The organism is Enterobacter cloacae complex sp. SHL021 (assembly GCF_049237765.1).
Lineage (GTDB): Bacteria > Pseudomonadota > Gammaproteobacteria > Enterobacterales > Enterobacteriaceae > Enterobacter > Enterobacter cloacae.
Genome location: NZ_JBMKJG010000036.1, coordinates 1 through 26,471, shown reverse-complemented (window position 1 = coordinate 26,471; position 26,471 = coordinate 1). Strand labels below are relative to the sequence as shown.

General features: G+C 49.9%; 26 protein-coding genes and 4 pseudogenes. 11 read left to right on the top strand and 19 right to left on the bottom strand.

Annotated features, from left to right (window positions below; all coding sequences use genetic code 11):
* Positions 1 to 93 precede the first annotated feature (93 nt).
* A pseudogene (locus ACOTZF_RS24060) lies at positions 94 to 327 on the bottom strand (transposase); the annotation flags it as partial.
* 581 nt (positions 328 to 908) lie between these two features.
* Here ACOTZF_RS24060 and stbA point away from each other — a divergent pair.
* Complete coding sequence (stbA, locus tag ACOTZF_RS24055; protein ID WP_001039464.1) at positions 909 to 1,295, top strand: plasmid stabilization protein StbA; 387 nt, start codon at positions 909 to 911, stop codon at positions 1,293 to 1,295.
* A 139-nt stretch (positions 1,296 to 1,434) separates the two neighbouring features.
* On the opposite strand, the gene ACOTZF_RS24050 is transcribed toward stbA, so the two are convergent.
* From ACOTZF_RS24050 to ltrA, 4 genes and pseudogenes are all read right to left on the bottom strand, one after another.
* On the bottom strand, positions 1,435 to 2,403 hold the full coding sequence (locus ACOTZF_RS24050; RefSeq protein ID WP_030005799.1) for an IS5 family transposase: 969 nt from the start codon (positions 2,401 to 2,403) through the stop codon (positions 1,435 to 1,437).
* A 995-nt stretch (positions 2,404 to 3,398) separates the two neighbouring features.
* Positions 3,399 to 3,707 (bottom strand): annotated as a pseudogene (locus ACOTZF_RS24045) (replication initiation protein); the annotation flags it as partial.
* A 9-nt stretch (positions 3,708 to 3,716) separates the two neighbouring features.
* A protein-coding gene (locus tag ACOTZF_RS24040) for an IS1-like element IS1X3 family transposase (protein WP_223229472.1) occupies positions 3,717 to 4,414 on the bottom strand; the annotation gives its coding sequence in 2 pieces (ribosomal slippage) (positions 3,717 to 4,165 and positions 4,165 to 4,414; 699 coding nt in all).
* A 151-nt stretch (positions 4,415 to 4,565) separates the two neighbouring features.
* Complete coding sequence (ltrA, locus tag ACOTZF_RS24035; RefSeq protein WP_004178082.1) at positions 4,566 to 6,053, bottom strand: group II intron reverse transcriptase/maturase; 1,488 nt, start codon at positions 6,051 to 6,053, stop codon at positions 4,566 to 4,568.
* A gap of 405 nt (positions 6,054 to 6,458) precedes the next feature.
* On the opposite strand from ltrA, the gene umuD reads away from it, so the two are divergent.
* Positions 6,459 to 6,890 carry a translesion error-prone DNA polymerase V autoproteolytic subunit gene (gene umuD / locus ACOTZF_RS24030; protein ID WP_172693596.1) on the top strand — a complete coding sequence of 144 codons (432 nt, stop codon included), beginning with the start codon at positions 6,459 to 6,461 and terminating at the stop codon, positions 6,888 to 6,890.
* Positions 6,890 to 8,161, top strand: coding sequence for a Y-family DNA polymerase (locus ACOTZF_RS24025; RefSeq protein WP_001754953.1), 1,272 nt, complete (start codon positions 6,890 to 6,892; stop codon positions 8,159 to 8,161). The genes umuD and ACOTZF_RS24025 overlap by 1 nt, the downstream gene beginning before the upstream one ends.
* A gap of 81 nt (positions 8,162 to 8,242) precedes the next feature.
* Here ACOTZF_RS24025 and ACOTZF_RS24020 read toward each other — a convergent pair whose 3' ends face one another.
* Both ACOTZF_RS24020 and ACOTZF_RS24015 read right to left on the bottom strand, forming a co-directional pair.
* A complete protein-coding gene (locus ACOTZF_RS24020; protein WP_000064119.1) occupies positions 8,243 to 9,217 on the bottom strand; it encodes a ParB family protein in 975 nt (324 codons plus the stop codon).
* Positions 9,217 to 10,422 (bottom strand): AAA family ATPase, encoded by a 1,206-nt coding sequence (locus ACOTZF_RS24015; protein ID WP_000368714.1) that lies wholly within the window; start codon positions 10,420 to 10,422, stop codon positions 9,217 to 9,219. Before ACOTZF_RS24015 ends, ACOTZF_RS24020 begins: the two co-directional genes overlap by 1 nt.
* Positions 10,423 to 10,836: 414 nt before the next feature.
* On the opposite strand from ACOTZF_RS24015, the gene ACOTZF_RS24010 reads away from it, so the two are divergent.
* Entirely contained in the window at positions 10,837 to 11,106 is a 270-nt protein-coding gene (locus ACOTZF_RS24010; protein WP_000339857.1) for a hypothetical protein, read from the top strand.
* Between the two features lie 176 nt (positions 11,107 to 11,282).
* On the opposite strand, the gene ACOTZF_RS24005 is transcribed toward ACOTZF_RS24010, so the two are convergent.
* Positions 11,283 to 12,149, bottom strand: a complete 867-nt coding sequence (locus tag ACOTZF_RS24005) for a replication initiation protein (RefSeq protein ID WP_004118283.1) — start codon at positions 12,147 to 12,149, stop codon at positions 11,283 to 11,285.
* 529 nt (positions 12,150 to 12,678) lie between these two features.
* Between ACOTZF_RS24005 and ACOTZF_RS24000 the strand changes: the two genes are divergently transcribed.
* A complete protein-coding gene (locus tag ACOTZF_RS24000) occupies positions 12,679 to 12,783 on the top strand; it encodes a hypothetical protein (RefSeq protein WP_032409716.1) in 105 nt (34 codons plus the stop codon).
* Between the two features lie 128 nt (positions 12,784 to 12,911).
* Positions 12,912 to 13,169 carry a hypothetical protein gene (locus tag ACOTZF_RS23995; protein ID WP_000764642.1) on the top strand — a complete coding sequence of 86 codons (258 nt, stop codon included), beginning with the start codon at positions 12,912 to 12,914 and terminating at the stop codon, positions 13,167 to 13,169.
* A 57-nt stretch (positions 13,170 to 13,226) separates the two neighbouring features.
* Here ACOTZF_RS23995 and ACOTZF_RS23990 read toward each other — a convergent pair whose 3' ends face one another.
* The 6 genes and pseudogenes from ACOTZF_RS23990 to ACOTZF_RS23965 all read right to left on the bottom strand — a co-directional run bounded on the left by ACOTZF_RS23990 (position 13,227) and on the right by ACOTZF_RS23965 (position 18,620).
* The gene (locus tag ACOTZF_RS23990) at positions 13,227 to 14,003 is read right to left on the bottom strand and encodes a site-specific integrase (protein WP_000015958.1); all 777 of its coding nucleotides are present in this window, start codon (positions 14,001 to 14,003) and stop codon (positions 13,227 to 13,229) included.
* Positions 14,000 to 14,743 (bottom strand): hypothetical protein, encoded by a 744-nt coding sequence (locus tag ACOTZF_RS23985; protein ID WP_000129823.1) that lies wholly within the window; start codon positions 14,741 to 14,743, stop codon positions 14,000 to 14,002. Before ACOTZF_RS23985 ends, ACOTZF_RS23990 begins: the two co-directional genes overlap by 4 nt.
* 50 nt (positions 14,744 to 14,793) lie before the next feature.
* The gene (locus ACOTZF_RS23980; RefSeq protein ID WP_000493378.1) at positions 14,794 to 15,144 is read right to left on the bottom strand and encodes a hypothetical protein; all 351 of its coding nucleotides are present in this window, start codon (positions 15,142 to 15,144) and stop codon (positions 14,794 to 14,796) included.
* A gap of 143 nt (positions 15,145 to 15,287) precedes the next feature.
* A pseudogene (locus tag ACOTZF_RS23975) lies at positions 15,288 to 15,533 on the bottom strand (hypothetical protein); the annotation flags it as partial.
* 235 nt (positions 15,534 to 15,768) lie between these two features.
* Complete coding sequence (locus tag ACOTZF_RS23970) at positions 15,769 to 17,577, bottom strand: ATP-binding protein (RefSeq protein ID WP_032413492.1); 1,809 nt, start codon at positions 17,575 to 17,577, stop codon at positions 15,769 to 15,771.
* The gene (locus tag ACOTZF_RS23965; protein WP_032621004.1) at positions 17,574 to 18,620 is read right to left on the bottom strand and encodes an SIR2 family protein; all 1,047 of its coding nucleotides are present in this window, start codon (positions 18,618 to 18,620) and stop codon (positions 17,574 to 17,576) included. Before ACOTZF_RS23965 ends, ACOTZF_RS23970 begins: the two co-directional genes overlap by 4 nt.
* A gap of 183 nt (positions 18,621 to 18,803) precedes the next feature.
* On the opposite strand from ACOTZF_RS23965, the gene ACOTZF_RS23960 reads away from it, so the two are divergent.
* The 5 genes and pseudogenes from ACOTZF_RS23960 to ACOTZF_RS23940 all read left to right on the top strand — a co-directional run bounded on the left by ACOTZF_RS23960 (position 18,804) and on the right by ACOTZF_RS23940 (position 21,118).
* Positions 18,804 to 18,986 (top strand): IS1 family transposase, encoded by a 183-nt coding sequence (locus ACOTZF_RS23960; protein WP_350339070.1) that lies wholly within the window; start codon positions 18,804 to 18,806, stop codon positions 18,984 to 18,986.
* A 136-nt stretch (positions 18,987 to 19,122) separates the two neighbouring features.
* Positions 19,123 to 19,281: an IS1 family transposase gene (locus tag ACOTZF_RS23955; RefSeq protein WP_040118406.1), complete on the top strand. Its 159-nt coding sequence runs from the start codon at positions 19,123 to 19,125 to the stop codon at positions 19,279 to 19,281.
* Between the two features lie 5 nt (positions 19,282 to 19,286).
* Complete coding sequence (locus ACOTZF_RS23950) at positions 19,287 to 19,496, top strand: IS1 family transposase (protein ID WP_047715686.1); 210 nt, start codon at positions 19,287 to 19,289, stop codon at positions 19,494 to 19,496.
* A gap of 15 nt (positions 19,497 to 19,511) precedes the next feature.
* Positions 19,512 to 19,655 (top strand): annotated as a pseudogene (locus ACOTZF_RS23945) (IS110 family transposase); the annotation flags it as partial.
* 281 nt (positions 19,656 to 19,936) lie between these two features.
* Positions 19,937 to 21,118 (top strand): DUF4268 domain-containing protein, encoded by a 1,182-nt coding sequence (locus tag ACOTZF_RS23940; protein WP_013023770.1) that lies wholly within the window; start codon positions 19,937 to 19,939, stop codon positions 21,116 to 21,118.
* A 1,191-nt stretch (positions 21,119 to 22,309) separates the two neighbouring features.
* On the opposite strand, the gene repA is transcribed toward ACOTZF_RS23940, so the two are convergent.
* The 5 genes from repA to ACOTZF_RS23915 all read right to left on the bottom strand — a co-directional run bounded on the left by repA (position 22,310) and on the right by ACOTZF_RS23915 (position 26,116).
* On the bottom strand, positions 22,310 to 23,167 hold the full coding sequence (gene repA / locus ACOTZF_RS23935; protein WP_013023768.1) for an incFII family plasmid replication initiator RepA: 858 nt from the start codon (positions 23,165 to 23,167) through the stop codon (positions 22,310 to 22,312).
* Positions 23,160 to 23,237 (bottom strand): RepA leader peptide Tap, encoded by a 78-nt coding sequence (gene tap, locus ACOTZF_RS23930; RefSeq protein WP_004171457.1) that lies wholly within the window; start codon positions 23,235 to 23,237, stop codon positions 23,160 to 23,162. Before tap ends, repA begins: the two co-directional genes overlap by 8 nt.
* Positions 23,238 to 23,468: 231 nt before the next feature.
* Positions 23,469 to 23,720 (bottom strand): replication regulatory protein RepA, encoded by a 252-nt coding sequence (locus ACOTZF_RS23925; RefSeq protein WP_004152385.1) that lies wholly within the window; start codon positions 23,718 to 23,720, stop codon positions 23,469 to 23,471.
* Between the two features lie 135 nt (positions 23,721 to 23,855).
* On the bottom strand, positions 23,856 to 24,365 hold the full coding sequence (locus tag ACOTZF_RS23920; protein ID WP_052145515.1) for a phospholipase D family protein: 510 nt from the start codon (positions 24,363 to 24,365) through the stop codon (positions 23,856 to 23,858).
* A 173-nt stretch (positions 24,366 to 24,538) separates the two neighbouring features.
* A complete protein-coding gene (locus ACOTZF_RS23915) occupies positions 24,539 to 26,116 on the bottom strand; it encodes a methyl-accepting chemotaxis protein (RefSeq protein ID WP_001323889.1) in 1,578 nt (525 codons plus the stop codon).
* Positions 26,117 to 26,471 lie beyond the last annotated feature (355 nt).

Genomic DNA, 26,471 nt, shown 5'->3' with positions numbered 1-26,471 from the left:
GCAGAGCCGCAGACTGGAAGACGGGAAGTTTCGGCCCTTACGGATGCCCGGAAAACCTTAGCGTACGATTTTTTCCGAATTCTGCGGGCTCCCCTTAATGACCAGCACAGTCGTGATGGCAAGGTCAGAATAGCGCTGAGGTCTGCCTCGTGAAGAAGGTGTTGCTGACTCATACCAGGCCTGAATAGCTTCATCATCCAGCCAGAAAGTTATGGAGCCACGGTTGATGAGGGCTTTATTGTAGGTGGGCCAGTTGGTTATTTTGAACTTTTGCTTTGCCACGGAACGGTCTGCGTTGTCGGGAAGATGCGTGATCTGATCCTTCAACTCAGCAAAAGTTCGATTTATTCAACAAAGCCCATTCAGTCCTCAATTTGTGCATTTTTTAAACGAAAAAAGGGTGTCTAATACGGTGAAATCATAGTATTACCAAAGTAATAAATAAAAAGTTATTTAAATCAGTAATTTAGATTTGATTTGTAATACCTGGGTAATACCGCAGCATGGCTAAATTTTGTTTTTTTTCTTTTAAATCAGTGCGATAGCGTGATTTATCACGCTGCGTTAGGTGTATAGCAGGTTAAGGGATAAAAAATCATCTTTTTTTGGTAGGGCGATCTCCGTAGGTTAAGGGGCATTTGGCTAAAAAGCGTCCTATTCTTTGATGGTCATGCTTGCATGACCATCTGAGCAACCAAAAACTACAGATAAACTACAGATAAACTACAAAAAACGTTTTGCCTTAGTGTTGTAAGACTACAAATAGACTACAATAAAACTACAAATAAACTACAAAAAAACGTGACAGACTACAAATAGACTACAATAAAACTACAGATAAACTACAAAACTCGATTGACCCCTTCTTACGAGTGTTGTAGAGTCATTTTCATACAACGGAGGGGGTTATGAATAAACCAGCAGATCTGAAACCCCGCAACTTATCGGCTGCTGTCAGATTGCGCCTAAATGAAATCGAGAACTGGCTGGACAGAGGGCTAACGCGGCATGAAATTGCTGAAATCCTCGACAGCGAATACAGCTTTTCGGTAACAGCCAAAGGGCTTGAGATGGCACTGTATAGAACGCGGCAAAACCGAAAAAATGTATTGCACAATACGCATGATAAGAGTAGCGCGAAGGGTGCAGCGGAAAGTGTATTGCACAATACACAACCGTCTGAGCCTGAAGTGCAGGAAAGTAAAAAAGCAGAGAGTCCCGGCATTATTGATAAAGAATTCTTCAAGAAAATCGGTGAGAATTTCGACCCTAAGAAGTTCAACAAAAAATTCTGAGGTGATTTATGAAAGTAGCGGTAATTAATTACAGTGGCAGTGTTCGTAAAACCTTAATTTCATCTTACCTGTTAGCCCCGCGCGGCTTTGTTGAATAAATCAGATTTCGGGTAAGTCTCCCCCGTAGCGGGTTGTGTTTTCAGGCAATACGCACGCTTTCAGGCATACCTGCTTTCGTCATTTTGTTCAGCGCTCGTACCAGGGCCATAGCCTCTGCAACCTGACCATCGTAGTCACGCAGTGTCAGTGAACCTCCGAACAGCTGTTTTACCCGGTACATCGCCGTTTCCGCTATCGAGCGACGGTTGTAATCTGTTGTCCATTTCCACCGCGCATTACTCCCGGTCAGCCGCTGATTCGCAACAGCACGGTTACGGTCTGCATATTCACCGGGCCAGTAACCCGCGCCTTTTCGGGGCGGGATAAGCGCGCTGATTTTCTTACGCCGCAGTTCATCGTGACAGAGTTGGGTGTCGTAAGCGCCGTCTGCCGATGCTGCCCTGATTTTTCTGTGAGTCTGCCGGATAAGACCCGGGAAGGCTTCTGAGTCCGTCACATTGTTCAGCGACAGGTTTGCACAGATGATTTCATGTGTGTTGCTGTCAACTGCCAGATGCAACTTTCGCCATATACGACGGCGTTCCTGGCCATGCTTTTTGACTTTCCATTCGCCTTCACCAAAGACCTTCAGCCCGGTGGAATCAATCACCAGATGCGCGATTTCACCCCGGGTGAACGTTTTGAAACTGACATTAACCGACTTTGCGCGCTTGCTGACACTGGTGTAATCCGGGCAGCGCAACGGAACATTCATCAGTGTAAAAATGGAATCAATAAAACCCTGTGCAGCCCGCAGGGTCAACCTGAACACGCGTTTAATGACCAGAACGGTGGTGATGGCGAGATCAGAATAGCGCTGAGGTCTTCCCCGTGATGAAGGCGTTGCCGACTCATACCAGGCCTGAATAGCTTCATCATCCAGCCAGAAAGTTATGGAGCCACGGTTGATGAGGGCTTTATTGTAGGTGGGCCAGTTGGTTATTTTGAACTTTTGCTTTGCCACGGAATGGTCTGCGTTGTCGGGAAGATGCGTGATCTGATCCTTCAACTCAGCAAAAGTTCGATTTATTCAACAAAGCCGTCTGTGTTGTAAAATGGCGCCGAAAGCCCGGCGTAGCCGGTTGCCGGGCTATAAATTCTGCCACCCTACCCCCTGCCCTGATTAGCCTTAACTCGCGAACAGCAATGAAGAAGTCAAAGTAATCCCTTTTAACCCCGGTGAGCGGGCTTTACGGCGTTTACGACGTAAAGGGCGTGATTTCCGGGGCCTAAGCGGCGGCAGCTTGCTGCTGACGCTTAGGGGGATGTTCATCAACTATTTCAGCGACACCAGGGAACTTAACACGGTAGCTGCAAAGCCCTAATCCCGCTCACCGCCACGCAGCTGCCGTACGTCCCCCACGGGGGTGCGCAGTGCTGCGCGCGGGAACGGCGGCCCGTCTGCGGGACGCGGCGCCGTACTGCGCGTTAGCGGCCGCACGCGGCCGGTTACGGGGGACACTCCGCCATACGACCAGCGACCCGCTGAGCTGCACAATCCACAGATAACACAAGCTACATACATGTCGATATGGGAATCGGCCCACCTTGCCGGGCGCCGGTGCCGTGTGGAAATCCGCCCACCTTGCCGCGCGCCGGTGCCGTGTGGGAATCCGCCCACCTTGCCGCGCGCCGGTGCCGTGTGGGAATCCGCCCACCTTGCCGGGCGCCGGTGCTGTGTGGAAATCCGCCCACCTTACCGGGCGCCGGTGCTGTGTGGAAATCCGCCCATCTTGCGGGGCGCCGGTGCCGTGTGGGAATCCGCCCACCTTGCCGCGCGCCGGGGCCGTGTGGGAATCCGCCCACCTTGCCGGGCGCCGGTGCTGTGTGGAAATCCGCCCACCTTACCGGGCGCCGGTGCTGTGTGGAAATCCGCCCATCTTGCCGGGCGCCGGTGCCGTGTGGGAATCCGCCCACCTTACCGGGCGCCGGTGCTGTGTGGAAATCCGCCCATCTTCATGACAAAAATTTGTCAAATGACAGGCTCATGTGTGCTGATTTATGTCAGACGGGATTTTGCTTATCAATTATTGAGAACAGAAATTTTCCTGAATCATCAATACTATACTTAGCAAGTAAAGGTGTTTTCTCATTTATCTGCTTGAGTGCAGGATCAAGGAAAGATCGTTTCAACTCTGCCAAGTTCTTCTGCTGGGATTCCGGTAAGACGAAACGGTCATTTAACCAAGCATGAGTAGTAACCCATAAGCCTGAAGATTTGAATTGAGCAAGACTTTCATAAAGGCGGATCGTCCGGGGATTTCGAAGACTGCCACAATCGCGGAGCGAGTAGGTGGTGAACTGGTTGGTAATGACTCCAACTTACTGATAGTGTTTTATGTTCAGATAATGCCCGATGACTTTGTCATGCAGCGCCACCGATTTTGAGAACGACAGTGACTTCCTGCCCAGCCTTGCCAGATGCTGCCTCAGATTCTGGTTATGCCGCTCAATTCGCTGCGTATATCGCTTGCTGATAACGTGCAGTTCTCCCTTCAGGCGGGATTCATAAAGCGGCCAGCCATCCGTCATCCATACCACGACCTCAAAGGCCGACAGCAGGCCCGGAAGACGCTCCAGCGTGGCCAGAGTACGCTCACCAAAGACGCGTGCCACCACCGTCCTGCACATCCTGCCATAGGCGTAAAATAACCAGCGCTGACGTGATTTAGCCCCGACGTAGCCCCACTGTTCGTCCATTTCCGCGCAGACAATGACGTCACTGCCCGGTTGTATGCGTGAGGTTACCGACTGCGGTCTGAGTTTTTTAAGTGACGTAAAATCGTGTTGAGGCCAACGCCCATAATGCGGGCGGTTGCCCGGCATCCAACGCCATTCATGGCCATATCAATGATTTTCTGGTGCGTACCGGGCTGAGAGGCGGTGTAAGTGAACTGTAGCTGCCATGTTTTACGGCAGTGAGAGCAGAGATAGCGCTGATGTCCGGCAGTACTTTTACCGTTACGCACCACGCCTTCAGTAGCTGAGCAGGAGGGACAACTGATGGAGATGGAAGCCACTGGAGCACCTCAAAGACACCATCGTACACTAAATCAGTAAGTTGGCACCATTATCCGGCAGGCGATCTGGATTATCGTCACGCTGTTAAATATGTCGCGGTAGGGATACCCGTTACCGGATACCCCCCGCACAGATCCCGGCGTGCGCGATTTACGCACCGGGCTCCTGCCTCGGGTGTCTGGCGGTGAACCGCTCCACAGGCCATGGATGAAGAACCCGAACCCTTGGTAGCCATGCGGCTGCCAGTTTGTTTGCTTTCGTCCAGGTCGTATCATCCTTCTGGCTCCTGCGCCTGAGCGCCCGGCGCCAGAGGTTTGTTACGTGTGTCCTGAACTTCTGCATGGTGGGGAAGTTGCCCGGTACCGAGTGATAGTTCAGGTATCCCTGAACCACTCTCCTGAGCCATTTTCCCTGTTCGGGGATTGAGTAATGCCAGCGCCTTCGCAGACCGTCTTTGATGGCTTTCAGAGTTGCCGTCATCCGATCCCGGCGGGTCTTTCGTATCAGCATGAACCTGCCGTTGCGATCTTTCCCGCTGATGTGCGTGAACCCGAGGAAGTTGAACGTTTCTGGTTTGCCTTTTCCCCTGATGGCACGGTTTTCGGCAGCGAAGCGGCCGAACTCCATCAGACGGGTTTTCTCCGGGTGAACCGTGAGTCCGAACTCCCTCAGTCTGCGCTGCATGGCTATACGGAAGCGCCGGGCATCGTATCGTTTGTCGAACCCGATGACGATGTCATCGGCGTATCTGACCATTACCACATTGCCTGTGGCATAGCGACGTCGCCACTGATGCGCCCACAGATCGAAGACGTAGTGGAGGTATATGTTTGCCAGCAGCGGTGAGATGACCGCACCCTGTGGGGTGCCTTCCTCCGTTGCTCGCCATTGACCCTCCTCCGACGTCCCGGCTGTGAGCCACTTACGTATGAGCCTGATTACCCTCCGGTCGCCGATCCGATGCTCTGTGAACCTGATCAGCCATTCGTGGCTCACCCTGTCGAAGAACTGACTGATGTCGGCATCCAGTACCCAGTTTACGTTAGTGCGTACCAGCCCTGTGGCCAGTGCGTCCAGTGCATCGTGCTGGCTTCGCCCGGGTCTGAACCCGTATGAGAACCCCATAAAGTCGTTTTCATAGACTGCGTTCAGGATTTTCACCAGCGCATACTGGACGATCTTGTCCTCCAGCGAGGCGATGCCGAGCGGGCGTTGTTTTCCATCCGCTTTTGGGATGTAGTGACGCCTGCCGGGCTGCGCCCTGTAGCTGCCCTGATGTAGCCTCCGGTGCAGATCTGTTATGTTGTTCTTCATGTTTCCGGCGTAGTCCATCCACCTGATGCCATCCACTCCGGCGGCCGCTTTCCTGCTCAGGGAGAGGAATGCGGCTTCCAGTGCTTCGACTGTCAGCAGGTGGAACAATGCTGTAAACCGTTCTTTCTTCCGCTGCTTCGCAGCTTCCCGCACGCGTGACAGCCTCTGTGACATGCTTTCCCGGCTCTGTGTCCGGCGCATGTGTGGCTGTTCCGCGTTCCCCTTGGCCCCGCTCCTTCGCTCCACTGACTCCGCTCCTTTCGGGTTGTTCGCCTGCTTCGCCGCTACTATGAGCGAGTCCGACTTCTCCTCTCCGTACATCACCGGCTATGACTCCTCGTCTTCCCGGTGCGGGCCGTCTCCGACACTGGCAGATGGTCAGAGGGGAGATCTCCCGGTTCCCGCGTAGAGATCGTATTGACATGCCAGGGTCTCAGACCCCGCCGGGTCCATGTGGCACTCGCAGTATCGCACCCTATGATGTTGCCTTCCGTTAACAGTACAACGTCGGCACCCGGTAATTTAATATACATTTCGTGGCTCAATGGCTGGCCTGTCAACACCCCTGTCAACGCTTCGCCCCATACCTCGCGGTATGCAACGCATGACTCGGGGACCTTGTGGATTGCTGGTCCTTCAATGGTCGGGGACTTTCACCCCTTGATCTCTACCGGTCTCCCGGTGAACACTGTATGTATAACCAGTAAAATTAGAGTGTCAGGAGGAAAGATGAAACTACAACTTTTCAGCACCGGGAAAGAACTCGCGCCACAGGCCCATCCATTGTTTGCCGATCTGGCCAGCTGCGGTTTTCCCAGCCCTGCTGCTGACTATGTCGAGTCCGATCTGGATCTCCATGATTACTGCATACGGCATCCGAGCGCGACGTACTACCTGCGTGCCAGCGGAGACAGCATGGCCGACGGCAGTCTGTACAATGGCGATCTGCTGGTTGTGGACAGTGCTGAAAAGCCGCGGCACGGCGATATCGTTGTCGCCAGCATGCAGGGGGAGTTTACGGTGAAACGGCTTCTGCTGACGCCGCGACTGACGCTGCAGCCCATGAATGCCTCCTGGTCGCCGATTTATCCTGATCCCGACGAGCTGGATATCTTTGGCGTCGTCACGCATATCATCCACCGCCCGAGGGAGATGTACTGATGTTTGCCCTGGCCGATGTGAACAGCTTCTATGCCAGCTGTGAACGTGTTTTCCGCCCGGATTTGAAAGGAAAGCCGATAGTCGTCCTGAGCAACAACGACGGGAATGTAATCGCTCGCAGTGCCGAGGCGAAGCCCTGGATCAAAATGGAAACTCCGTGGTTTCAGATAAAAAACGAAAGATACCCGGAAAAAATATATGCGTTTTCAAGTAACTATGAACTTTATGCCTCGATGTTGGCGCGCGTGATGAACAGCCTGGAGGAACTGGCCCCCAGAGTGGAACAGTATTCAATTGATGAGATGTTCCTCGATTTGACCGGCGTGGAGCACTGTATGGAGCTTGAGGACTTCGGCCGGCAGCTGCGTCAGCACGTGTATGACTGTACCCACCTGACCATTGGCGTGGGCGCCGGACCAACGAAGACCCTCGCAAAATCAGCCCAGTGGGCCTCAAAAGAGTGGAAACAGTTTCGTGGCGTACTTGCTCTGACCAGGGGAAATCCGCAGAGAACGCGGAAACTGCTTTCACTGCAGCCGGTTGAAGAAATCTGGGGGGTGGGTAACCGTATTGCACGCAAGCTGAATGTACTGGGCATTAAGACCGCGCTCGATCTCGCCCTGACGAACCCGGCCTTCATCCGCAAAAATTTTTCTGTGGTCCTTGAGCGAACGGTACGGGAACTGAACGGGGAAAGCTGCCTTTCGCTTGAGGAAGCCCCTCCGACGAAACAGCAAATTGTCTGCAGCCGCAGTTTTGGCGTGAAGATCACGGAGTACGAGTCACTCCGTCAGGCTATCTGTCAGCACGCAGAGCGGGCCTCTGAAAAACTGCGTAAAGAGCACCAGTATTGCCGGCATATTTCCGTTTTCATCAAAACGTCTCCGTTCGCCATTAAAGAGCCTTACTACGGCAACGTGGCTACGGAAAAACTTCTTACACCCACTCAGGACACCAGGGACATCATTGCAGCCGCTACAACGGCTCTGGAGCGTATCTGGAGGGATGGGCACCGGTATGCCAAAGCCGGAGTTATGCTGAATGACTTCACCGGCTCCGGCGTTTCGCAGCTGCAGCTGTTCGACGAACGCCCGCCACGCCCTTACAGTGCTGAGCTGATGAAGGTTCTGGACGGGATCAACAACTCAGGGCTGGGTAAAGTATGGTTTGCGGGGCGGGGTATTGCCCCGGAATGGCAGATGAAACGGGAGATGCTTTCTCCTGCTTATACGACACGATGGTCAGATATTCCTTCAGCGAAACTGGCGTAAAACTTTGGCGATTTCACCTTGAAATTCTCAGCCTAAACTGCCTAATTACAATAAGTTAGATGTGAAATCGCCATGGCGAAATTATTGACTCAAATTTCTGTCAAGGACCTCGTTGATAGCCTTGTCCAGTTCATCCTGAATCACTTTTGACATACGGCTAAACTCATAAGTCAGCGTACGCCCTTTCACACGCTTACGCGCGAACTTGTCCTTTTCTTCAAAAGACCAGAGTGGGGAAACCACTGACTTTTCCTTGGGAGATGGATCTATCAATGCCTGAGATGCCTGAGAAATCAGCTTCAGTATACTGGCTTTCTGTTCGTCTTCTGGTCGCTCGCCTTCACTCAAAATTGCATCGAGCTGAGCTGATACAGACTGAATGAGTTCTTCAGGCGTTAATCCCTTTTCACTGAGTTTTTCATTAACTTCTAAAAGAAGTTTATAGTCACTAAACGATAGCTCCGACTGAACCGGGAACAGAGAAATCAAGTCTTGCGGTACGGCCGCCGCCTGCAGCGCCCTGGTAACTTTAGCTTGAGATAACCCCTCCAGTTCAGCAATTTCCTTTTGATTAAATCCGGACTCTTTAAGAGCGATCAATCTCAGGCCAATCTCCCGAAGATTATGTTCTTTAGCTGTCTGGATATCTTTAGCCAGTTGGCGAGCTTCATCAGCTGATAAATGCTCTTCGGTAACCATTACATCAAGGCCTGTACGGACAAAAATTGCTGAGGCTCGCCGTCTTGAACCATCCAGTATCTCAATCCTTTCACTTTGCTTAATACCAATACAGGGAAAGAACTGCTGAAACTTAATCGTCTGGATAATGGATTTCAGGGATTCCCTGGTCAGTGCAAGTTGATCTCTTCCGTTGTTTTCCTGGTTTACGAAGGTCTTACTTTCAACTTCAGATGCAGGCACCCGAACAAACCTGAACGTTACCTTCCTGCCGGTTTTTAAGGTAAATACCTGGCTTCTACCGGTGTCCGTCATTTCCGCAATTGACGCCTGGGTATTTAACTGTCTGCCGATGGTTTTTCTTTTCTCATTCGACATCACATACCTCCGTTAGTACGAATGAACTCGATGCGATCAAAGACTGCCTTCGCAAAGTCTTCCGCTGCTGATTTTGCGCTTTTTAGTGCCTCTGTACTTCCATCATAGGTTGCTGGATTTGCTGAAATAACTGTGTCAAAAGTCTCCCCACAACGTTCGAAACCATCCAGTCTTGGCAGAACCATGTCTAGCATATCGGCACCGAAAACCTCTTTGGCCTGACTATGGCAAATTTTGTGATCAGACTTGTTCAGGATCTTGGACATGAAGCCGACATTACCGATGAGATTGCAGGTGTGCCCATCCATTTCGATGGAATCTATGAGGGCAGGGAGGCTGGCCACAAACTTCAGGGAAGAATGAAAATCAACCGTCGCCGGTGGAAGAGGGGTCAACATCAGGTCTGCCGCCCCAATGCAGTTTTTCAGGAACGCATCAAGGTGAGGACCACTATCAAGGAAAATAAAGTCGTAGTCATGCTGGAGCTTGTCGATAATGTTCTCTTTAAGCACCGCATGAATATTTTTCCCTGGCAGATGTTCTTCACACAATCCCTTCCAGCCTTCAGCAAGGAATGCATCGTCAATGGAAGCGGGGATTACATCAACACCAGGGATAATAGACGGTACTATAAAATCGGAAAGTAATTCTTCACGAGACACGTTCTGGAGCATGGCCTGAGCAGCCGTATTTTCAACCAAGCCCACTGAATTCTCATGGCTCAGGAACATTGTCAGAGATGCCTGCGGATCGAAATCGATGGCCAGAATACGCAGGTCTTCGAACAGAAGCTGAGGATGAGCTCGAAAAGCATGTGATAATGAAGCGGTAGAAACTGTCTTGGAACCACCACCTTTAAGATTACATACAAAAATCGTAAAGGCTTTATCGAAGCGATCCCTGTACTTCGGTACTTTACGATGGTTATACAGATCGATGACATTCTGAATCGTCATCGCGTATTTCATCGTATTACCAGAAGGTTTCTTTTTAAAAATGTAGCCACCGGCTTCCATTTCGGACACAGCATACTCAACACTGCCTTTACTGAGCTTAGGCAGCTTATACAGAGCGGCTTTGCTGTATTCCTGATAGAACTCGGTAAGCTTCAATTCCTCTTTTTGCTGTCGGATACTTTCGCTCAAAGATGTCAGAAGCTTACCTGCACGTGTAGCGACTTTCCGTAACTGCTCAATATTGTCCATTTATCACCTCATGACGTTTTTTGTCATTTTGAACAAAAAGTGTCATGTTGCAAGAAAAAAATCATATTGTTTTGATTTCGCTCTCAACAGAAGGGGGATGAAGCTCGACGGGCGTGCTACTAAATCACACTGCAGCAACACGCAGACGCACTTTTGACCATCAACAGCAACTCATACAAAAGGGCTTTGAGAAAGGTATTCAACTTGCAAGACAGGAGAGTCATTCAGAAGGATTCTGATTTTAGTTACGACCAGTGCAATGCTGAGCCTTATGTATCAGCGCTCGCCGCAGCCATGTAACCGAGCGTAGCGAGCGAACTGGCGAGGAAGCGAAGAGGAACCGTTCCGGCAGATAGCTCTTACGCTCAGCACAAGAAGAGTTTTCCATCCTCTGTGGGAAACAGGTCAACTTTAATGGACGCTCCGGACTATGGGAAACAGGTCAACTTCGCGGACGGCCCGGACTATGGGAAACAGGTCAACTTCACGGGCGGCCGGGAGTGTGGGGAACAGGTCAACTTCGCGGACGGCCCGGATTATGGGAAACAGGTCAACTTCGCGGGCGGCCGGGACTGTGGGAAACAGGTCAACTTTGCAGACGGCCCGGACTGTGGGAAACAGGTCAACTTCGCGGGCGGCCGGGAGTGTGGGGAACAGGTCAACTTCGCGGACGGCCCGGACTAAGGGAAACAGGTCAGCTTCTCGGACGGCCCGGACTATGGGAAACAGGTCAACTTCTCGGACGGTCGGGAGTGTGGGAAACAGGTCAAGTTAGGCAAGCACTATGGGAAACACAGCAAGTTCAGTATCCCCCCATATGTCAGCAACAAACTAAGGGGGGAGGAAATAAAAATTACAGACTATTGTTTTTTATCAAGAAAATTAAACAGCAAGCGACCATCTTCTTCAGTGGTATATGTTACCTTTAATGGCGTCTTCTCATTAATTTTCTTCAGAGCAGGTTCCAGGAAGGTACGCTTCATTTCAGCAATATTGTTTTTCTGCGAGGCAGGGAGCATAAACCTTTCACATAACCAGTCATGTGTGGTGATCCAGACACCAGTGCTCCGGAACTGACACAGGCTTTCATAAAGCCGGATGACACGAACACTATTAAGCTGGCCACAGTCATAGAGAGAATAGGTAGTGAACTGGGAGGTTAAGCCGACCAGGAATGGCATGACCTTGTAGTTAAATTCAATCTGCCAGGAACCCCGGCCTCGCTTCATTCCTGCTTCAGCCAGCCACGGACGTTTAACTTCTTCAAACTCACCTTCTTTTGGATAAAAGGTAACCGTTGATTCGCCCAGAGCATTTACCCCAGCCTTCACATCACGACTGGCGACAGACGTAGCGACATTGAAGTATTTGACGTAATCGGAAACGCTGATTTTGAAGAGCGGCAATACGTCAGAGTCATCTTCCTGGCTGTCATTAAAATAGGCCTGCATGAGGCATAACCACAGCACACGTTTTGCCTGAAGAGGCAGGTAATATGCAGCTTCGGTCAATTCGTTAGATTGCTTTATACTGGCGCGTTTTTTAAACGTTTTAGTAGCTGGCAAGAGTGCTTGAGTATCCATTTCAATGCCTATGGGTAAATTTTTACCCACCCATAATGACAGTGAAAACAGAAATTGCAAGCTATCGCGATACTTATCCACCGGAAAAATCTGCACTTTATCCACAAGTGGATAATTGAGAACTGAACTTGACCTCTTTCCCATAGCTTGTTGATGCGTATCCCATAGCTTGTTGACACAAAACCCACTGATACGTGATTAATTTCCCATATTATGTTTACCAGTTGCCCATACAGGCCCCCTCTCAGGCCGCACTGTACGCGGCTTTCAGGCTCCCTAAAAGATGTAAAATAAAGAAAAAGAATAAAAAAGTACTTTATAAAAATATGCCCGTGGATAAGTGGATAACCCCGAGGGGAGGTGATTTTTCAGGCATTGAGCGTAAGCAGAATTTATAAGTTTTGTTCCCTGGTGCTTCCTCGCTCACTCGGGGCTTCGCCCTGTCGCTCGACTGCGGCGAGCACTGCTGGCTCGATCATATCCGTGGCCGGAAGATACTACTCCTCCCCCGAGTCGCTCTCCAGAGCCGGCTACAGCGAGACAACCCGCACGAAGATTTCTATCGTCCCTGCAGACATATTCGAATCGTTTTTATTAACCCTGGCTTCCGTCGTGACAGAACACTACGTCCTGTAAAAGGGGGACTAAGGCCCCTGAATCACACACCTGAATAATGCGGAGTTTTACGATAATGTCATTGCTGGAAACTTTCCTGACCGCTTCTCAGGGGGCAACAATCCTGTTCCTTGCCATGCTGATCTACTGGCAAAAGCGATAAATCCAAGCGGGCTGGCCTTTGGCCAGCTTCGCTGTATAAGGGGAAAAATGCGGCATATCCAGACATTTCACTAGGCAATTTGAATTCAGATATCTATGCTTGGGATCCGGTCAACAGGAGGTAACAAGATGAAACTTGAAACTATACAGATAGATAATACCGTAAGGAGTGGTCTTAATTCTTTCACTGACGGGGTGATTATTCGTGATACAAAGGTATTGATCACGCTCAATCTCCCGGATGGACAGAAAACCACTATTGAGGGGGAATGGCGGCATATGTCGGACGCCAACAGGTTGTCAGAACGTATTACGATGCTTCAGCATGCGATCTATGAGCAGTATGAGGAATACAGAGCAGATATTCCCGTCAGCTGGTCCAGATAACGTCTGACAGACCTCCCCGGCGAGCAGGACGTTCGCCAGCATCATTCTCCTAAGTACTTAAATATTCCCTTTCAGCATGGCTACCGCATCCGCTTCGGGCATCTGAAACTGAACTCGATGCCGCGCAGCAACATCAAGTGCGAACACCTTCGTATAGACTTCCGTCGAGCTAATCGATTTGTGGCCCATCAGGCTCTGCAAAACCTTCAGTGGTATGCCGGCATACAGCATATGCATCGCGTAGGAGTGGCGGAACGTATGCGGGGTGACCGGCACCGAGAATGTCACCCCGTCGACGGCGGCCGCTTCAACCGCTTCGCCAATCCAGGTCCGTACTGTCCGGTCGGTGATGTCCCAGATGCGGGCTTTCTCTGTTCTGCCGGTACGCTTGTTGCGTCTTTCCAGCGGAATTTTCAGGGTGGCCACCATCATCTGCAGCTGGCTGACGTAGTGGTGATCGGAAAGCGGAACCAGACGATGAGCCTGGCTACCGGCGGGAGCTCGGCCGGCTGTCCTGGCCGCTTTTTCGGTGCGCTGCTTAAGCGTGGCCAGCTGCACGAACGGATACGGTGGCACCAGCGAAAAATCCCCCCGGGTCAGCGCCAGCGCCTCGTTGATACGTGCGCCGGTGTTCCAGAGGGTTGCCAGCAGCATCTTGCGGTGCAAATCGGGCACATAATGGAGCAGGGCGCTGACTTCCGGTGCCAGCAGGTATTTCGGTAGTTCATCTTGAACGAGCGCCATCTGGCGCAGGGCCAGCGCGGCGGGATAGTCAATGGCCACCGGCATTTGCGCCGGCTGCTGCGGGTGAGAATATGATAAGAGGCCGCTCATTGGTTTGACATTCCATCAGGTATCACTAATTGATTCCACTCCCTGTTGCGGGTAGCTTCAGCAGCGCGCAGGGCTCTTTCGCGCCTCCAGACTTTACGAAACACGGAAACTGCAGACCATTCATCATGACCTGTAAGACGTGTTTCGGGCATCCCGGTTGCCTTGCGCAGACGGACGGCAAGAATGACAGCGTTGATGCCCAAGCGCGTGAACTGATACTGCCGTTCCCTGAAATAGTCCTTATGCCAAGGAGGGTCGGAGTATTCGGCGGCATATGCAATTGCCCTGTGGGCCTCATCCTGGAGCACCGGCAGTTCACGGATGCGATACATAAGACGTGGCTCTAAAGTCCGCCAGTCACCGGAGACATCGATCAGATTCAGTTCAGGGTAATTCGTGACAGCTTTTCTCTCAGGCTGGGGGGCATCATCATCCTGGCCGTCATCCGTCACAACCCGGAAACAACCCTCAGCATACCGTTCAAGCATGAATACCAACTCGGTGGCAATGTAATGCAGTTCCTTTTTCATTTTATCTTCTGACGCCTGTCTCTCACGCTTAAGCGTGAAATAATGTGTCAGCCAGATGCCAGTGAGTGTTATACCCCCAGTAAGCAGGCCAGTGATAAGCCCGGTTGCCACGTTTCCCCAGATCCCCGCCCCTTGATTAATCAGCTGTACGGAAACCGGATGGGATGTCGCAGCAACTATACTCTCAGTTGCGGCCTGTATATCAGTCATTGATCATTTACCCCTTTATATTCCTGAGAAATCCCGCCCTCTGTCCGTAGTCAGCGGCCGGCAGCCAGCTCTTCAGCCAGTTTCACAAACCTTTTGTGCTCAGTCTGCAGGTAATGGCTGTAAATCCGGGCATCACGTTCTGTCAGTCCGGATGGATTGCCGGTGAAGTAACGTTGCAGCACCGCAATACAGTGATTGTAGGTATCGAGATCATATTCCCAGTTTCCCAGCTCACCGGCCGCATCCAGTTCCTGGCGAAACTGCTCGTATTTACGGAGCAGAATGCCAAGACCTAATTCTGTTGCAGCATAAAGATTATTTTCTCCTGGCGCGGAAATCGCATTACGGATTTTTTCAAAAGCATAACTGAAATCATTTCTCTCATTGAATGCAGTAAACATGTCCTTTCCTCAGTTGAATAGTTAGCCGTGCAATTTTACCACACCTCAATCATCGTCAGATGAGTGCCACTCTGTCGCGACAGTGACTTTCACGAGAGTGATTTTCACATACTAAAATAATAAGCAGCCATATAACAACGTAATTAAATTACCTGACGGCCGCTCTGGCCGGATCCGACTTTTATGTTATTCCACAGTTTCCGGAAGTGTACCACGCACACGGAATAACCACAGCGCCCTTTCAGGGTGGTGAGCGGCCGGTCACGGGGCAGGGGAGGGGCACAACATATATGGTCACTGACAGCTGGAAACACCGCTACATCTTGTGTTTCCGGGCCGCTGCGCGCCGGCGGGGCTGAATCAGATCCGGAACTTGGAGTTTTCGGATCTCAGGAAAAGAAAGGAGTGAGGGATAAAAACTGACATTATTAAAAATATAAAAGCAATGCTTAAAAAGCATAAAAGCACTTTTTGTAATTACTGCTAGTACTACAAGAAGAATCTTTAGTTTGAGGCGGCGTTTATGAAGGTGACCGAGCCGGACGCGATTCCAGCATTAGCTGATCTGCTCACACTGAACGGGGAGACAGGCTGCCGTTCTGCTCAGAGAAGCGGCAGCCGTGGCTAAAGCATTAGGTCTTCAAAATTCAGCGTATGGCTGTGCGGCTTTTTGCGGAAAGACAGCTCGTTTATACGAAGCTTAAGTGGCATAGGGCAGATCACGCCACTGAATATGCAGGTGCCGGTTGCAAGCGTTGGAATAGATTCTTCAGTCATGCGGTCTATGTAGGAAACGGATTTTTCAATAGCATACAGATCGTTCTGATTTATCAACCGGTGAATGAAATAGTTATGTGCCTGAGAAATGATAGTCGGGGAGATATCATTTGGTCGCTGACTGGATATCGTCACAAAGACGCCAAATTTTCTGCCCTCCTTAATTATCTCTTCAAACGTTTCGAGCCGATAATCCTTCCAGCTTTCTGATTCCCTGAACGAGGTGTTCGAAAGGATATTGTGTGCTTCGTCTATGATGAGATGGAGAGTGGACGGTACCTTATCCATTTTTTTTGCTGAATAGGCCCATTTGGCCATTAAAAGTGGTAGCGTTTTTTTCATGGTCAGATTGACCATATTAAGGTTCAGGACAACAAAGTTCGTTTCTGCCCAGATGGTTCCGCCGGATGCAGTATTGAAAATTTTACGAATATCTTTTTTCAGTCCGCTCATTCGGTTGATGACAGGAGAAAGATGTTCAGGATTTGAGCGACTTGAAAGATATTCAATAATTAGCTGAACATACATATAGTCCAGCAACTCTTCCATTATATCTTCGGGAAATTCATAATTCTGAGCCCTCTGGTACATATTGCACTGATGAGTATTTTCTTCATTAGAAAAGTAAACACCTGTCTTAGTTCGCCATACGCCGCCGTTGTTATAAAAAAATTCAATATCTGCTATCAGGTCTTCGTCCTTAAGTACGGGACGGAATAAATCAATCAGGTCGTCACTTTTTTTCTTTTCGCAACCAAACAGAGTTTCGGTGACCCGCCGTTTCAGAATTTCACGAAAATATGACTGAGGGTTCAGCTTCGACTCCACTCGCTTTTTGAATTCAAGTACTCGCTTCAGGAAAGGTTTCTGCGTTTTGTCGGTGGCATCCGTCAGGACAGAGAGAATCTCATGCTCAAGCAGTATCTCAGCAGGCATCGGAATGCGATCACCCTCTTCATCATGCGTGCTAAGATTGTAAACAACCTTGTCGCGCGTAATGCAACTTCTCCCACCATATTCACCATTGAAATCAAATAAAAGAAACCGTGACCGACTTCTGAATCCTTCGCCTAGTAGGTTTTTCAGGGCCTCATAGCCATGCTGGTAAAGCGCGGCCAGAGTATTGGACTTGCCGCTGCCAGTATTACCGAAGATGGCGATGTGTGAGTTGAGAAGGCCGCTTATCGGGAGAGTGATATCAATATCTTCGAGATCGGTGCGCGAAAAATTCAGCCCAGACTCGCCCGCTGGCGCGATCGAGTGGATAAGATGAAGTTGTTCCTCAGACATCAGAAAAACTTCATTGCCGATAAGGGGTAACTCGCGTGTTCCGCCAGTAAAGCGCCCGTTCCGGTCAATGTAGCCTGCCAGTGAGGCTGTAAGATAGCGTCGGAAGCGAAGCGAATCGCTTCCGCTACCAACAGGTGATTTTTCCTCGACAATCTTCTCGGTTTCTACCTTTGCAATCAGACTCATGAAGCCTTTTTTGACTTCGATGAAACTACCTACTGAAACATTTTTGAGCACCTTACCGTGATAGAAAAGGTCACTCAGATTTTTATTTTTATCGACAAGCACGCTGAGTGTTCTGCCCGATACTTCACGAACCTCACCGATCCTTAATACTGCTTCTTCGTTAACAAAAGCGGAGGTCATTTCATACCTCCAAGAAAGCTGGTTATAATTTCATTCATCTTTTTGAAGTCCAACGGAGCTCCAGGAGTAAAAACCACATCAACGTTGGAATAATCTCGGAATTTACCAAGAAATAGGTCTTTAGCCGCCTCGTTGTAAGCGAATATAACAATTTTGAGCGTGGCGTTTCGTAGCGCTTTTTTGGTAAGGGTTTCAATATGCTCATCCGCAAAAGAAAATCCGAAAACTATAAGCAAAGAGCCTTCTTTATCCAGCTCATTTGAATAAGTCCGTAGTAGATCGTAATACACGTTTTCAAGTAAGGTTTCACGAAATTTATCCTTTCGCGGCAGAACCAGTTGATGTGACATAACCCAGTCCTGCTTCTCCTTTGGTGTATTGAACGCAACTGGCTTCATATCCTTAATGGAATAATAGATTTCCTTATCATAGCTATGCCAGGAAAGGGAACCATGCAGCTTGATGAGATTCACCGTAGGTAGTTCCACGCTGTAATTATAAAGGTTTCCGGTTGCGTGTATGGTCTGATAAAAACATTTGGCATCGAATACTGTCCGGTTGTAAATATCAGCGCGCTGACGGAATCCATCATTCAGAATGACGTTGTTATTTTTAACCGCCGCATCCTCAATGAACAAATCATAGTTAGTCGTAAAAAGGTTGATGCGCCGCGGTAGCAATCCAGTCCGCCGCCTCGTTAGAAGCATTTCTAATGCCCGCATGAGCTTCGCGTAGTTGTTTTGTGTCGATACGACATCATCTATTAAAGTAGGAAGGATTACCTCTGCGGGCCTGCTTCGCTTCAGGAGGACGTTGTTTGCCTTCCATACATTGTCCAGAAAAGACTCAGATTTACTGAAGTATTCATCATCATTTCCGGCGCGGACCAGAGCCTCAAGCTCGCTTTCAATATCACCTAACACGCTGATTGCAGGCAGTGATGCTCCTGAGCCAATGATGAAATTGATGTTTGCTGACTGAAATATGCGTTCAAAGTATTCACGATCTCTGTCCTGCCCGTAGTAAGCCCGATAAGTCGCCACGCTGTGCCTTTCCTTAAATATCGTAGATAAGATTTATCTTACATGTTTCAACAAGTGATGCATCCTGTTTAAATTTCATTCTCTGACTCATATACGAACGTAGCTAAACGAATCAGGTAGGCAGTTTCGGTGATGCTGCCAACTTACTGATTAAGCGTATGATGGTGTTTTTGAGGTGCTCCAGTGGCTTCTGTTTTTATCAGCTGTCCCTCCTGTTCAGCTACTGACGAGGTGGTGCGAACGGCAAAAGCACTGCCGAACATCAGCGCTATCTCTGCTCTCACTGCCGTAAAACATGGCAGCTACAGTTTACTTACACCGCCTCTCAACCCGGTACGCACCAGAAAATCATTGATATGGCCATGAATGGCGTCGGATGTCGCGCCAGTGCACGCATTATGGGCGTTGGCTTCAACACGATTTTACGGCACTTAAAAAACTCAGGCCGTAGTCGGTATTCTCGCGCATACAGCCGGGCAGTGACGTCATCGTCTGCGCGGAAATGGACGAACAGTGGGGCTACGTCGGGGCTAAATCGCGGCAGCGCTGGCTGTTTTACGCGTATGACAGGCTCCGGAAGACGGTTGTTGCGCACGTATTTGGTGAACGCACTATAGCGACGCTGGAGCGTCTTATGAGCCTGCTGTCACCCTTTGGGTGATATGGATGACGGATGGCTGGCCACTGTATGAATCCCGCCTGAAGGGAAAACTGCACGTTATCAGCAAGCGATATACGCAGCGAAATGAGCGGCATAACCTGAATCTGAGGCAGCATCTGGCAAGGCTGGGACGGAAGTCGCTGTCGTTCTCAAAATCGGTGGAGTTGCATGACAAAGTCATCGGGCATTATCTGAACATAAAACACTATCAATAATTTGGAGTCATTACCTACGATGAGATGTGCCTGCGGGGTAAACCTAAAATGGTGGCCATTGGCGCGCTGATGCGGAAACTGGTGCACTGGTGTTATGGCGTCCTGAAGACCGGAACCGTTTTTAATGACGAAGGTCTGAAACAAGTACTGTCAACCTGACTATACCTGGCTGGCATTAAACTCAATGTAACGCTCACAGCAGTAAGTGAGCGCAGTCCGCTATGAGCGATCTACGGACATTGCTAGCAGCATTAGGTGTGAGTCAACAGGGAGCTTGTCAGCTCACGCTACCGGAGGATATGATAAATGGGGAATTGAGAAATTTAAATTTCAATATAAACAAACAATTATCTTCTTAGCGTACGTTTCCGTTCCATTACCCTCAAACCCAAATAAGATAATTCTGCCAGAAGCAAAACAATCAGGATGTGAGATAGAAAATGTATAAGATTGATCGGCAAAACAATAGCCTCAAGTCGCTCATGGAAGTCTCTTTTAGCAGTCTTGGTTTTCGCGAACGCGATCATTTGCAAGAGTGGCTGGCAAACAATCCTCAAGCGTTGACTAAGAAAGATGATAAAGAGGACGAACTTTTAATTATTCAGAAAGAGTTTGCTGGTTTTGATGAGACTAACGAACGTCTCGATCTGCTGGCTATCGACAAAAAAGGCAACTTGGTCATTATCGAGAATAAACTTGATGATTCAGGGCGTGACGTGGTCTGGCAGGCGCTGAAGTATGCGGGTTACTGCGCCAACCTTCGTCAGGAAAGCGTTGTCGAAATTTTTCAGCTTTATCTTACACAACATGAACCCTCGGAAATCCGCCCTGCGGCAGAAGTTATTGCAGAATTTATGGGCTGGGAAAGTTTGAAAGAAGGTGTGCTCAATCGAAAAGGGACACAGCGCGTTATCATGGTAGCGGCGAATTTCCGCAAAGAAGTTACCAATACTGCACTATGGCTAATGCAGTTTGGCATCCGAGTGCAATGCTTCAAAGCGACGCCGTACCTCTTTGCCGAGGATGTTTTTGTCGATATACGGCAGGTCATTCCGACTCCTGAAGCGGAATCCTACATGATTGGAATGGCGCAGAAAGAGGCAGAAGAGCAGTCCACCTCAAGCAGTAGCGAACTGCAACAACGACATTATTTACGCCGTGAGTTCTGGTCGTTAGCACTGGAAAAATTCCGTACCAGCACATGTTCATTATTTAACAACCGAGCACCTACGACAGACCATTGGCTGGCAGCGGGTTCGGGGGTTAGTGGCGTGCCTTTTGAAGTGATCTTCTCGCAAAAAGATGCTCGCATTCAGCTCAATATTTCACGTTCAGATGCGGTAGAAAATACATGGCTGTTTGAGCGTCTGTCAGAGCGCAAAACGCATATTGAGTCGCAGTTTGGTGGGATGCTCAATTGGCGACTACTGCCTGAGAGAAAAAGCTGCCAGGTTGTTTGTGCAAAAGCATTTGACGGCGGAAACAAAGAACTTTGGCCTGACATCATTAGCTGGATGATTGATGGTATGACCCGTCTGGAAAAAGCAATTCGCCCGAGCTTACAGGAGCTGGCGGTTGAGCTGAAAAAGTCAGGTCTGATCACCGAAGGTGGGGACGAGTAGTATTAAGTAGAGTGACCCTGACCCGTGATCCACGCAAACTGTAATTAACAACTTCCGCTCCTGGCACAAAGCAGACGTTAAAGTCTACACTTCCTGATGCCGCGTCAGCGGCATGGAGGCGCCAGATGAGGTTACATGTGTCTGTGGAGTCAAATGGCGCCGAAAGCCCGGCGTAGCCGGTTGCCGGGCTATAAATTCTGCCACCCTACCCCCTGCCCTGATTAGCCTTAACCCGCTAACAGCAATGAAGAAGTCAAAGTAATCCCTTTTAACCCCGGTGAGCGGGCTTTACGGCGTTTACGACGTAAAGGGCGTGATTTCCGGGGCCTTAGCGGCGGCAGCTTGCTGCTGACGCTTAGGGGGATGTTCTTCAGTTATTTCAGCGACACCAGGGAACTTAACACGGTAGTTGCAAAGCTATACCCGCTAAAAATGTCTCAGATGCCTCTGTACGCGGTCGGAGTGGACCCGACAAGGCGACAGCTGCAGCCGGGGCGTATCTCCGCGTTAGCGGGCCGGAGGGCCGCTTACGAGCGTGTACCAAAGAATTGCCCGCAGCTCTATCCACAGCGATGAAGAAGAATAGTTACAACACCCATCATTAAAAGCGATGTCTTTCCCCGGCCTTCGGCCGGGGGCGGCGGCGCTTTTCAGTGGTGGGGAGGGGCTCCTGGCTGGCAAACCGGCGCTGGTTTTTATGATGAATAACGTTATGAATGCTGTAACTAATTTGGTTCTCCGGTCGGGGCCCGTCGCGAAGCGATGGGAGCTCTCTCTGGTGTTGCCGAACCGGCGCGACCGTCAGGTCGCTGCAAGGGCGGGCATTCTCTGCAGCCTGTCCACAGGGCAGGCGATGAACAGGTTATGTGTTTACAGGATTTATTAAAGGATCTTTAAAAGAGGTACAGAGCTGGTGTTTAAAAGGAACCACGCGCCCTGAAAGCCCGACGGCATGTGCTTTGTGCGTATCACGGTTGTAGCCTAATGAAATACTCCCTTGCAGTTATATGTGGATAACAGAAATCGGCCGTTAAAAGTGACGCCGGCGATAACATTTAAGGCCACGTTGACGCCAGGAAGACCGGAATTATGGTGAGGAATGCAGGCCTGAAGATAAGATAATACGTAGTAGCCGGGCAACAGGCGTGCGAAAGCCTCCGGCGCCGGCCGGATTTTTTAAGGAAGGTAATGTTATATGGGCACAGTGGCCAGTCGCGTGTAGTTGTTCCCGCGCGACAGCAGCATGCGCTCCTGCACACGGCGCTCAACCTCACGCTTCAGCGCTTCTTTATCGCCCCTGAAGCGGCCGGTGGCGTATTCGCGGGTCAGTTGCTGACGCACGCGCGTCTCGATGTCATGACGCTGCCGTGATGCATCCCGCCGTGCAGTATCCCGCTTCCGGCCGTGAGATTTACGCTCAGCCTGATAGCTGCGAAAACGCTCACGCACGAACCGCCACGCTTTTGCGATCAGCTCGTCCATCTCCAGCGGTTTCAGTTTCTGCTTTTTGCGCTGCAGGTTTTCCCACTCCACACGGCTGCGGCGCGCGGCCACCACAGCCACCTCAGAAACGTCAAGCGCGGAAAACAGAGCCGGGGTGAAGGTGATATCGGTCGGGATGTTACAGCCGATCTGCGGGTCATATTCCGTCTGATAGGTGATGAGCCCCAGCTCCGCCAGAAACTTCAGCGCCCGCGTGGCACGGCTGACTGACAGGTTGCCGCTCCTTGACTCGGTGGCCAGTCCACACTCGATGGCCATATTGGTAATCGAGCGCTGCACGCGATTGGCCAGCGGATCATAGTGAAAACACATTGCCTGCAGTAGCGCGTCAATTGCACGCCGGCGCAACAGTGGTGGCATCCTGTGCCGCTTACCCAGCGAACGCAAAAACGCCACATGAATGGAAAAATCAAAACGGGACGTGAAGCCTTCGGCTTTCGCCATCAGCTTACGGCAGAACGGCAGGGTCTTTTTCCCTTCTCGCGGCGTGAAAACCGGGTTCGGGTTTTTAACCTGTGAATAGTGGTTTTGAAGGATATCAGTCACCGCTTCCTGCGCTTATGTTGCACGGAAGGAGCGAATGACACAGAAACTGATCTTGAAGTTTTCTGAGCATGTACATATACTCCCTGCATAGAGCAACACGTTCTATGCAGTTTATGAAGGCCCCGTTAATCTTTTCGTTCCGCCAAGATTGAAGAAGATTATCGGGGTTTTTGCTTTTCTGGTCCCGGGTAGATACCTCATCAGAACCAGTTCCCTGCCACCTTACGGCGTGGCACACCAAAAACTCTACTCTCGCAGCAATTTAACACTCATCGGGTAAAGGTTCAAGAAAGTAAGCCCATTAAGCTATGTTTCTGGCTAATGCTTCGCGGTGGATCAACCGGGACAGTACTTCAGCCTGTGTTAACCCATCGTCATGACACATTTTCATCAATATTTCTTTGAGCTGTGGTTCCAGAAACACTTTAACTTCTTTATGGGTGGCCCTTTTCTTTGCCACTGAAGATCGCTGTTTATCAGCAGCGCTAAGTGGGTTCCCTTTTCGGTAGGGACGTTTCGATGAGGAAGTAACTCCGTTAACGACCTGTGACATCTCTGCCTCCTCAAGCATTAAACCAAATACCTGGACAAAGATACTACATGTCTTTATAGGCAGCGAGAGCACACATTAATTTAATGTAAAATACATTTTCCTGTTGGCGCAGAAAAAATGTGTTCAATGTGATCGTTAGTACGATGAATACCAGTCAGTACCGCCATTCCAGCGGGACTGCCAGTGCCGCAGATAGTGTTGAGCAACGACTGGAACATCCCACACGACAAGCACGTTCTCTGAATTGACCCGATCAGCGGCTCGAGTGTAGTTAAAAGACCCCACTTCAACATTACGGCCGTCAGCAATAATGACTTTATCGTGCATGATTTTGTACTGCGACACTGTGCGAACCGGGATACCGGCATTGACCAGAAGATTCATGGCCGCCAGACTCGCCTTGTTTTGCCTGCCTGTATTGGCTTTCCAGTCCAGAACCACTTTCACATCGAGACCACGCTGTTTTGCCCTGACAAGCGCGCCGGCGACTTCGGGTGAGGTGAAGGAATAGCCCATCAGCCGGATTTCCTGCTGTGCAGAATTAATAGTCTTCAGGACCAGCTGCAGAGCCGTTCCTTCCGGCGAATACCCCGTCTCGATGCTGGCGGCATACACGGCCGGAACTGGTGGGGGGAACCGCAGAATTCGGAAAAAATCGTACGCTAAGCTAACGGTGTTCTCGTGACAGCTCTTTGACTAGGCTTTCTAAGGCCATTCTGATAGCCCTGACTTCCTGAAAAGCCATGGCTAAAATTTGTGCGGCTAAAAGGGATAACCGATGGTAAAGTAAGTTATCCCTGTCGAGATACTGAAAAGCGTTATCCTCGTTTTTCCCAAAACTGTTTTGCCAGTTCGCTCAGAGCGCTAGTTAACTGAGCGACAGATTTCGCACTTTGCAAATTATTCTGCCCGGTCTGTACATTGGTATCAGCAGCATCGCGTATATTGATAATACTGCGGTTTATGTCTTCACTTACTGCTCCCTGCTGCTCGACCGCAGTCGCTATTTGCGCGTTCATGTCGGTAATTTCGTTAACGCGTTGGCCAATTCCATCAAGAGCTGTAGCTGCTTCCTCTGCGTGAGCTACACTCGTGTGCGCTTGCCGACTACTTTGCTCCATGACTGTAACAGCGGATTGCGCTCGCTCTTGTAGAGCGCTGATCATGCTTTGAATATCCGTTGTCGATTGCTGTGTGCGAGCAGCAAGACTGCGAACCTCATCGGCGACAACAGCAAAACCACGCCCCTGCTCACCAGCACGCGCGGCCTCAATTGCTGCGTTGAGTGCCAACAAATTCGTTTGCTCGGCGATCCCTCGTATAACGTCAAGAACTTTTGATATCTCGTTACTTTGACCTTCAAGCTCATGAATAACCTGAGTGGCTTGCCTAATTTCACCTTCAAGGGCAGTGATTGACTGGCTTGTGTGGGCTACCAGACGCTGGCCAGATGCCGTCTCAGTGTCTGCTCTTCCGGCCGCATCTGCAGCATGCTGTGCATTGCTCGCAACCTCTTGAATGCTTGCCACCATTTGGTTTACTGCCGTTGCTATTTGATCTGTCTCTGCCTGCTGCTCAACTGTAAGTACATTGCTTGACTCAATATCCTTTAGTAGGCCTCGGGTGTGTTCGCTAAGCCGATTTGATGCATCACCTATGCGACCTACTATGGCGCCTGTTTCAGCTTGCATCATTCGTAAAGCAAACTCTATTTGGCCAAACTCATCGGTGCGCCCAGTGTAGAGGGATTGACTTAATGGGTTATTGGAAATATTCCTGGCTCTTTCAACCAGTCTTCCAAGAGGAGAGAGAATAGCCAAAACACTAACAGAGCTTAAGCTTCCTGACATTAAAGTGGCTAACAATAAGCTGCTTATTGATGTATCAGTAAGCATGCCGGCAGCCATTGCGCTTGATATAATACTACCCCATATGAGCAAGAGTATTTTCACGGAAAAGCTAGCAGCCAATTTCGGCCTCGCGGCCTTCCCGCTTCTCAATTGAGCATATAATTTTTCCGCAGCCAAAACCTGCTCAGGTTCAGGCTTGGTCCTTACAGACTGGTATTCAACAATCGAACCATTCTTAGCTATTGGCGTTACATAAGCACTTACCCAATAGTGGTCGCCATTTTTACAGCGATTTTTTACTAGCCCCATCCATGAGCGGCCAGATTTTAATGTACTCCACATATGCTCAAATGCAGCAGGCGGCATATCTGGGTGTCTTACGATGTTGTGAGGCTGGCCTAATAGTTCTTCCTCAGTGAAACCACTGATTTTAATGAAGTCAGGATTAACGTACGTGATATGGCTTTGAGGGGAGGTAGTCGAAAGAATATTGGCATCTTTTGGGAGTTCTAAGTTTCGACCCGTCACTGGTAAATTCTGGCGCATAAGAACCTCAAGGGTTGGCTGTTTTATTTTATTGTTTTCGGCATTAAGCCCAATTTCTTGAGCGTTACGATAAAGCTAGCATGGAAACGATAGGTGCAAGCAAGTTAAGGGTTGCATCGCGCATGTCAATCTAGGCTATACCCTAACTTGGCGTCAGACCATCCGGCGCTAAATCGTCAGAATAGAGTTGCCTTCCGAATTGATTGACATACGCCGTCAAGGGTCATAGATTTCTTCCTGACACATTTCCCTCAGGAGGAGGCACTGTTGCAAATAGTCGGTGGTGATAAACTTATCATCCCCTTTTGCTGATGGAGCTGCACATGAACCCATTCAAAGGCCGGCATTTTCAGCG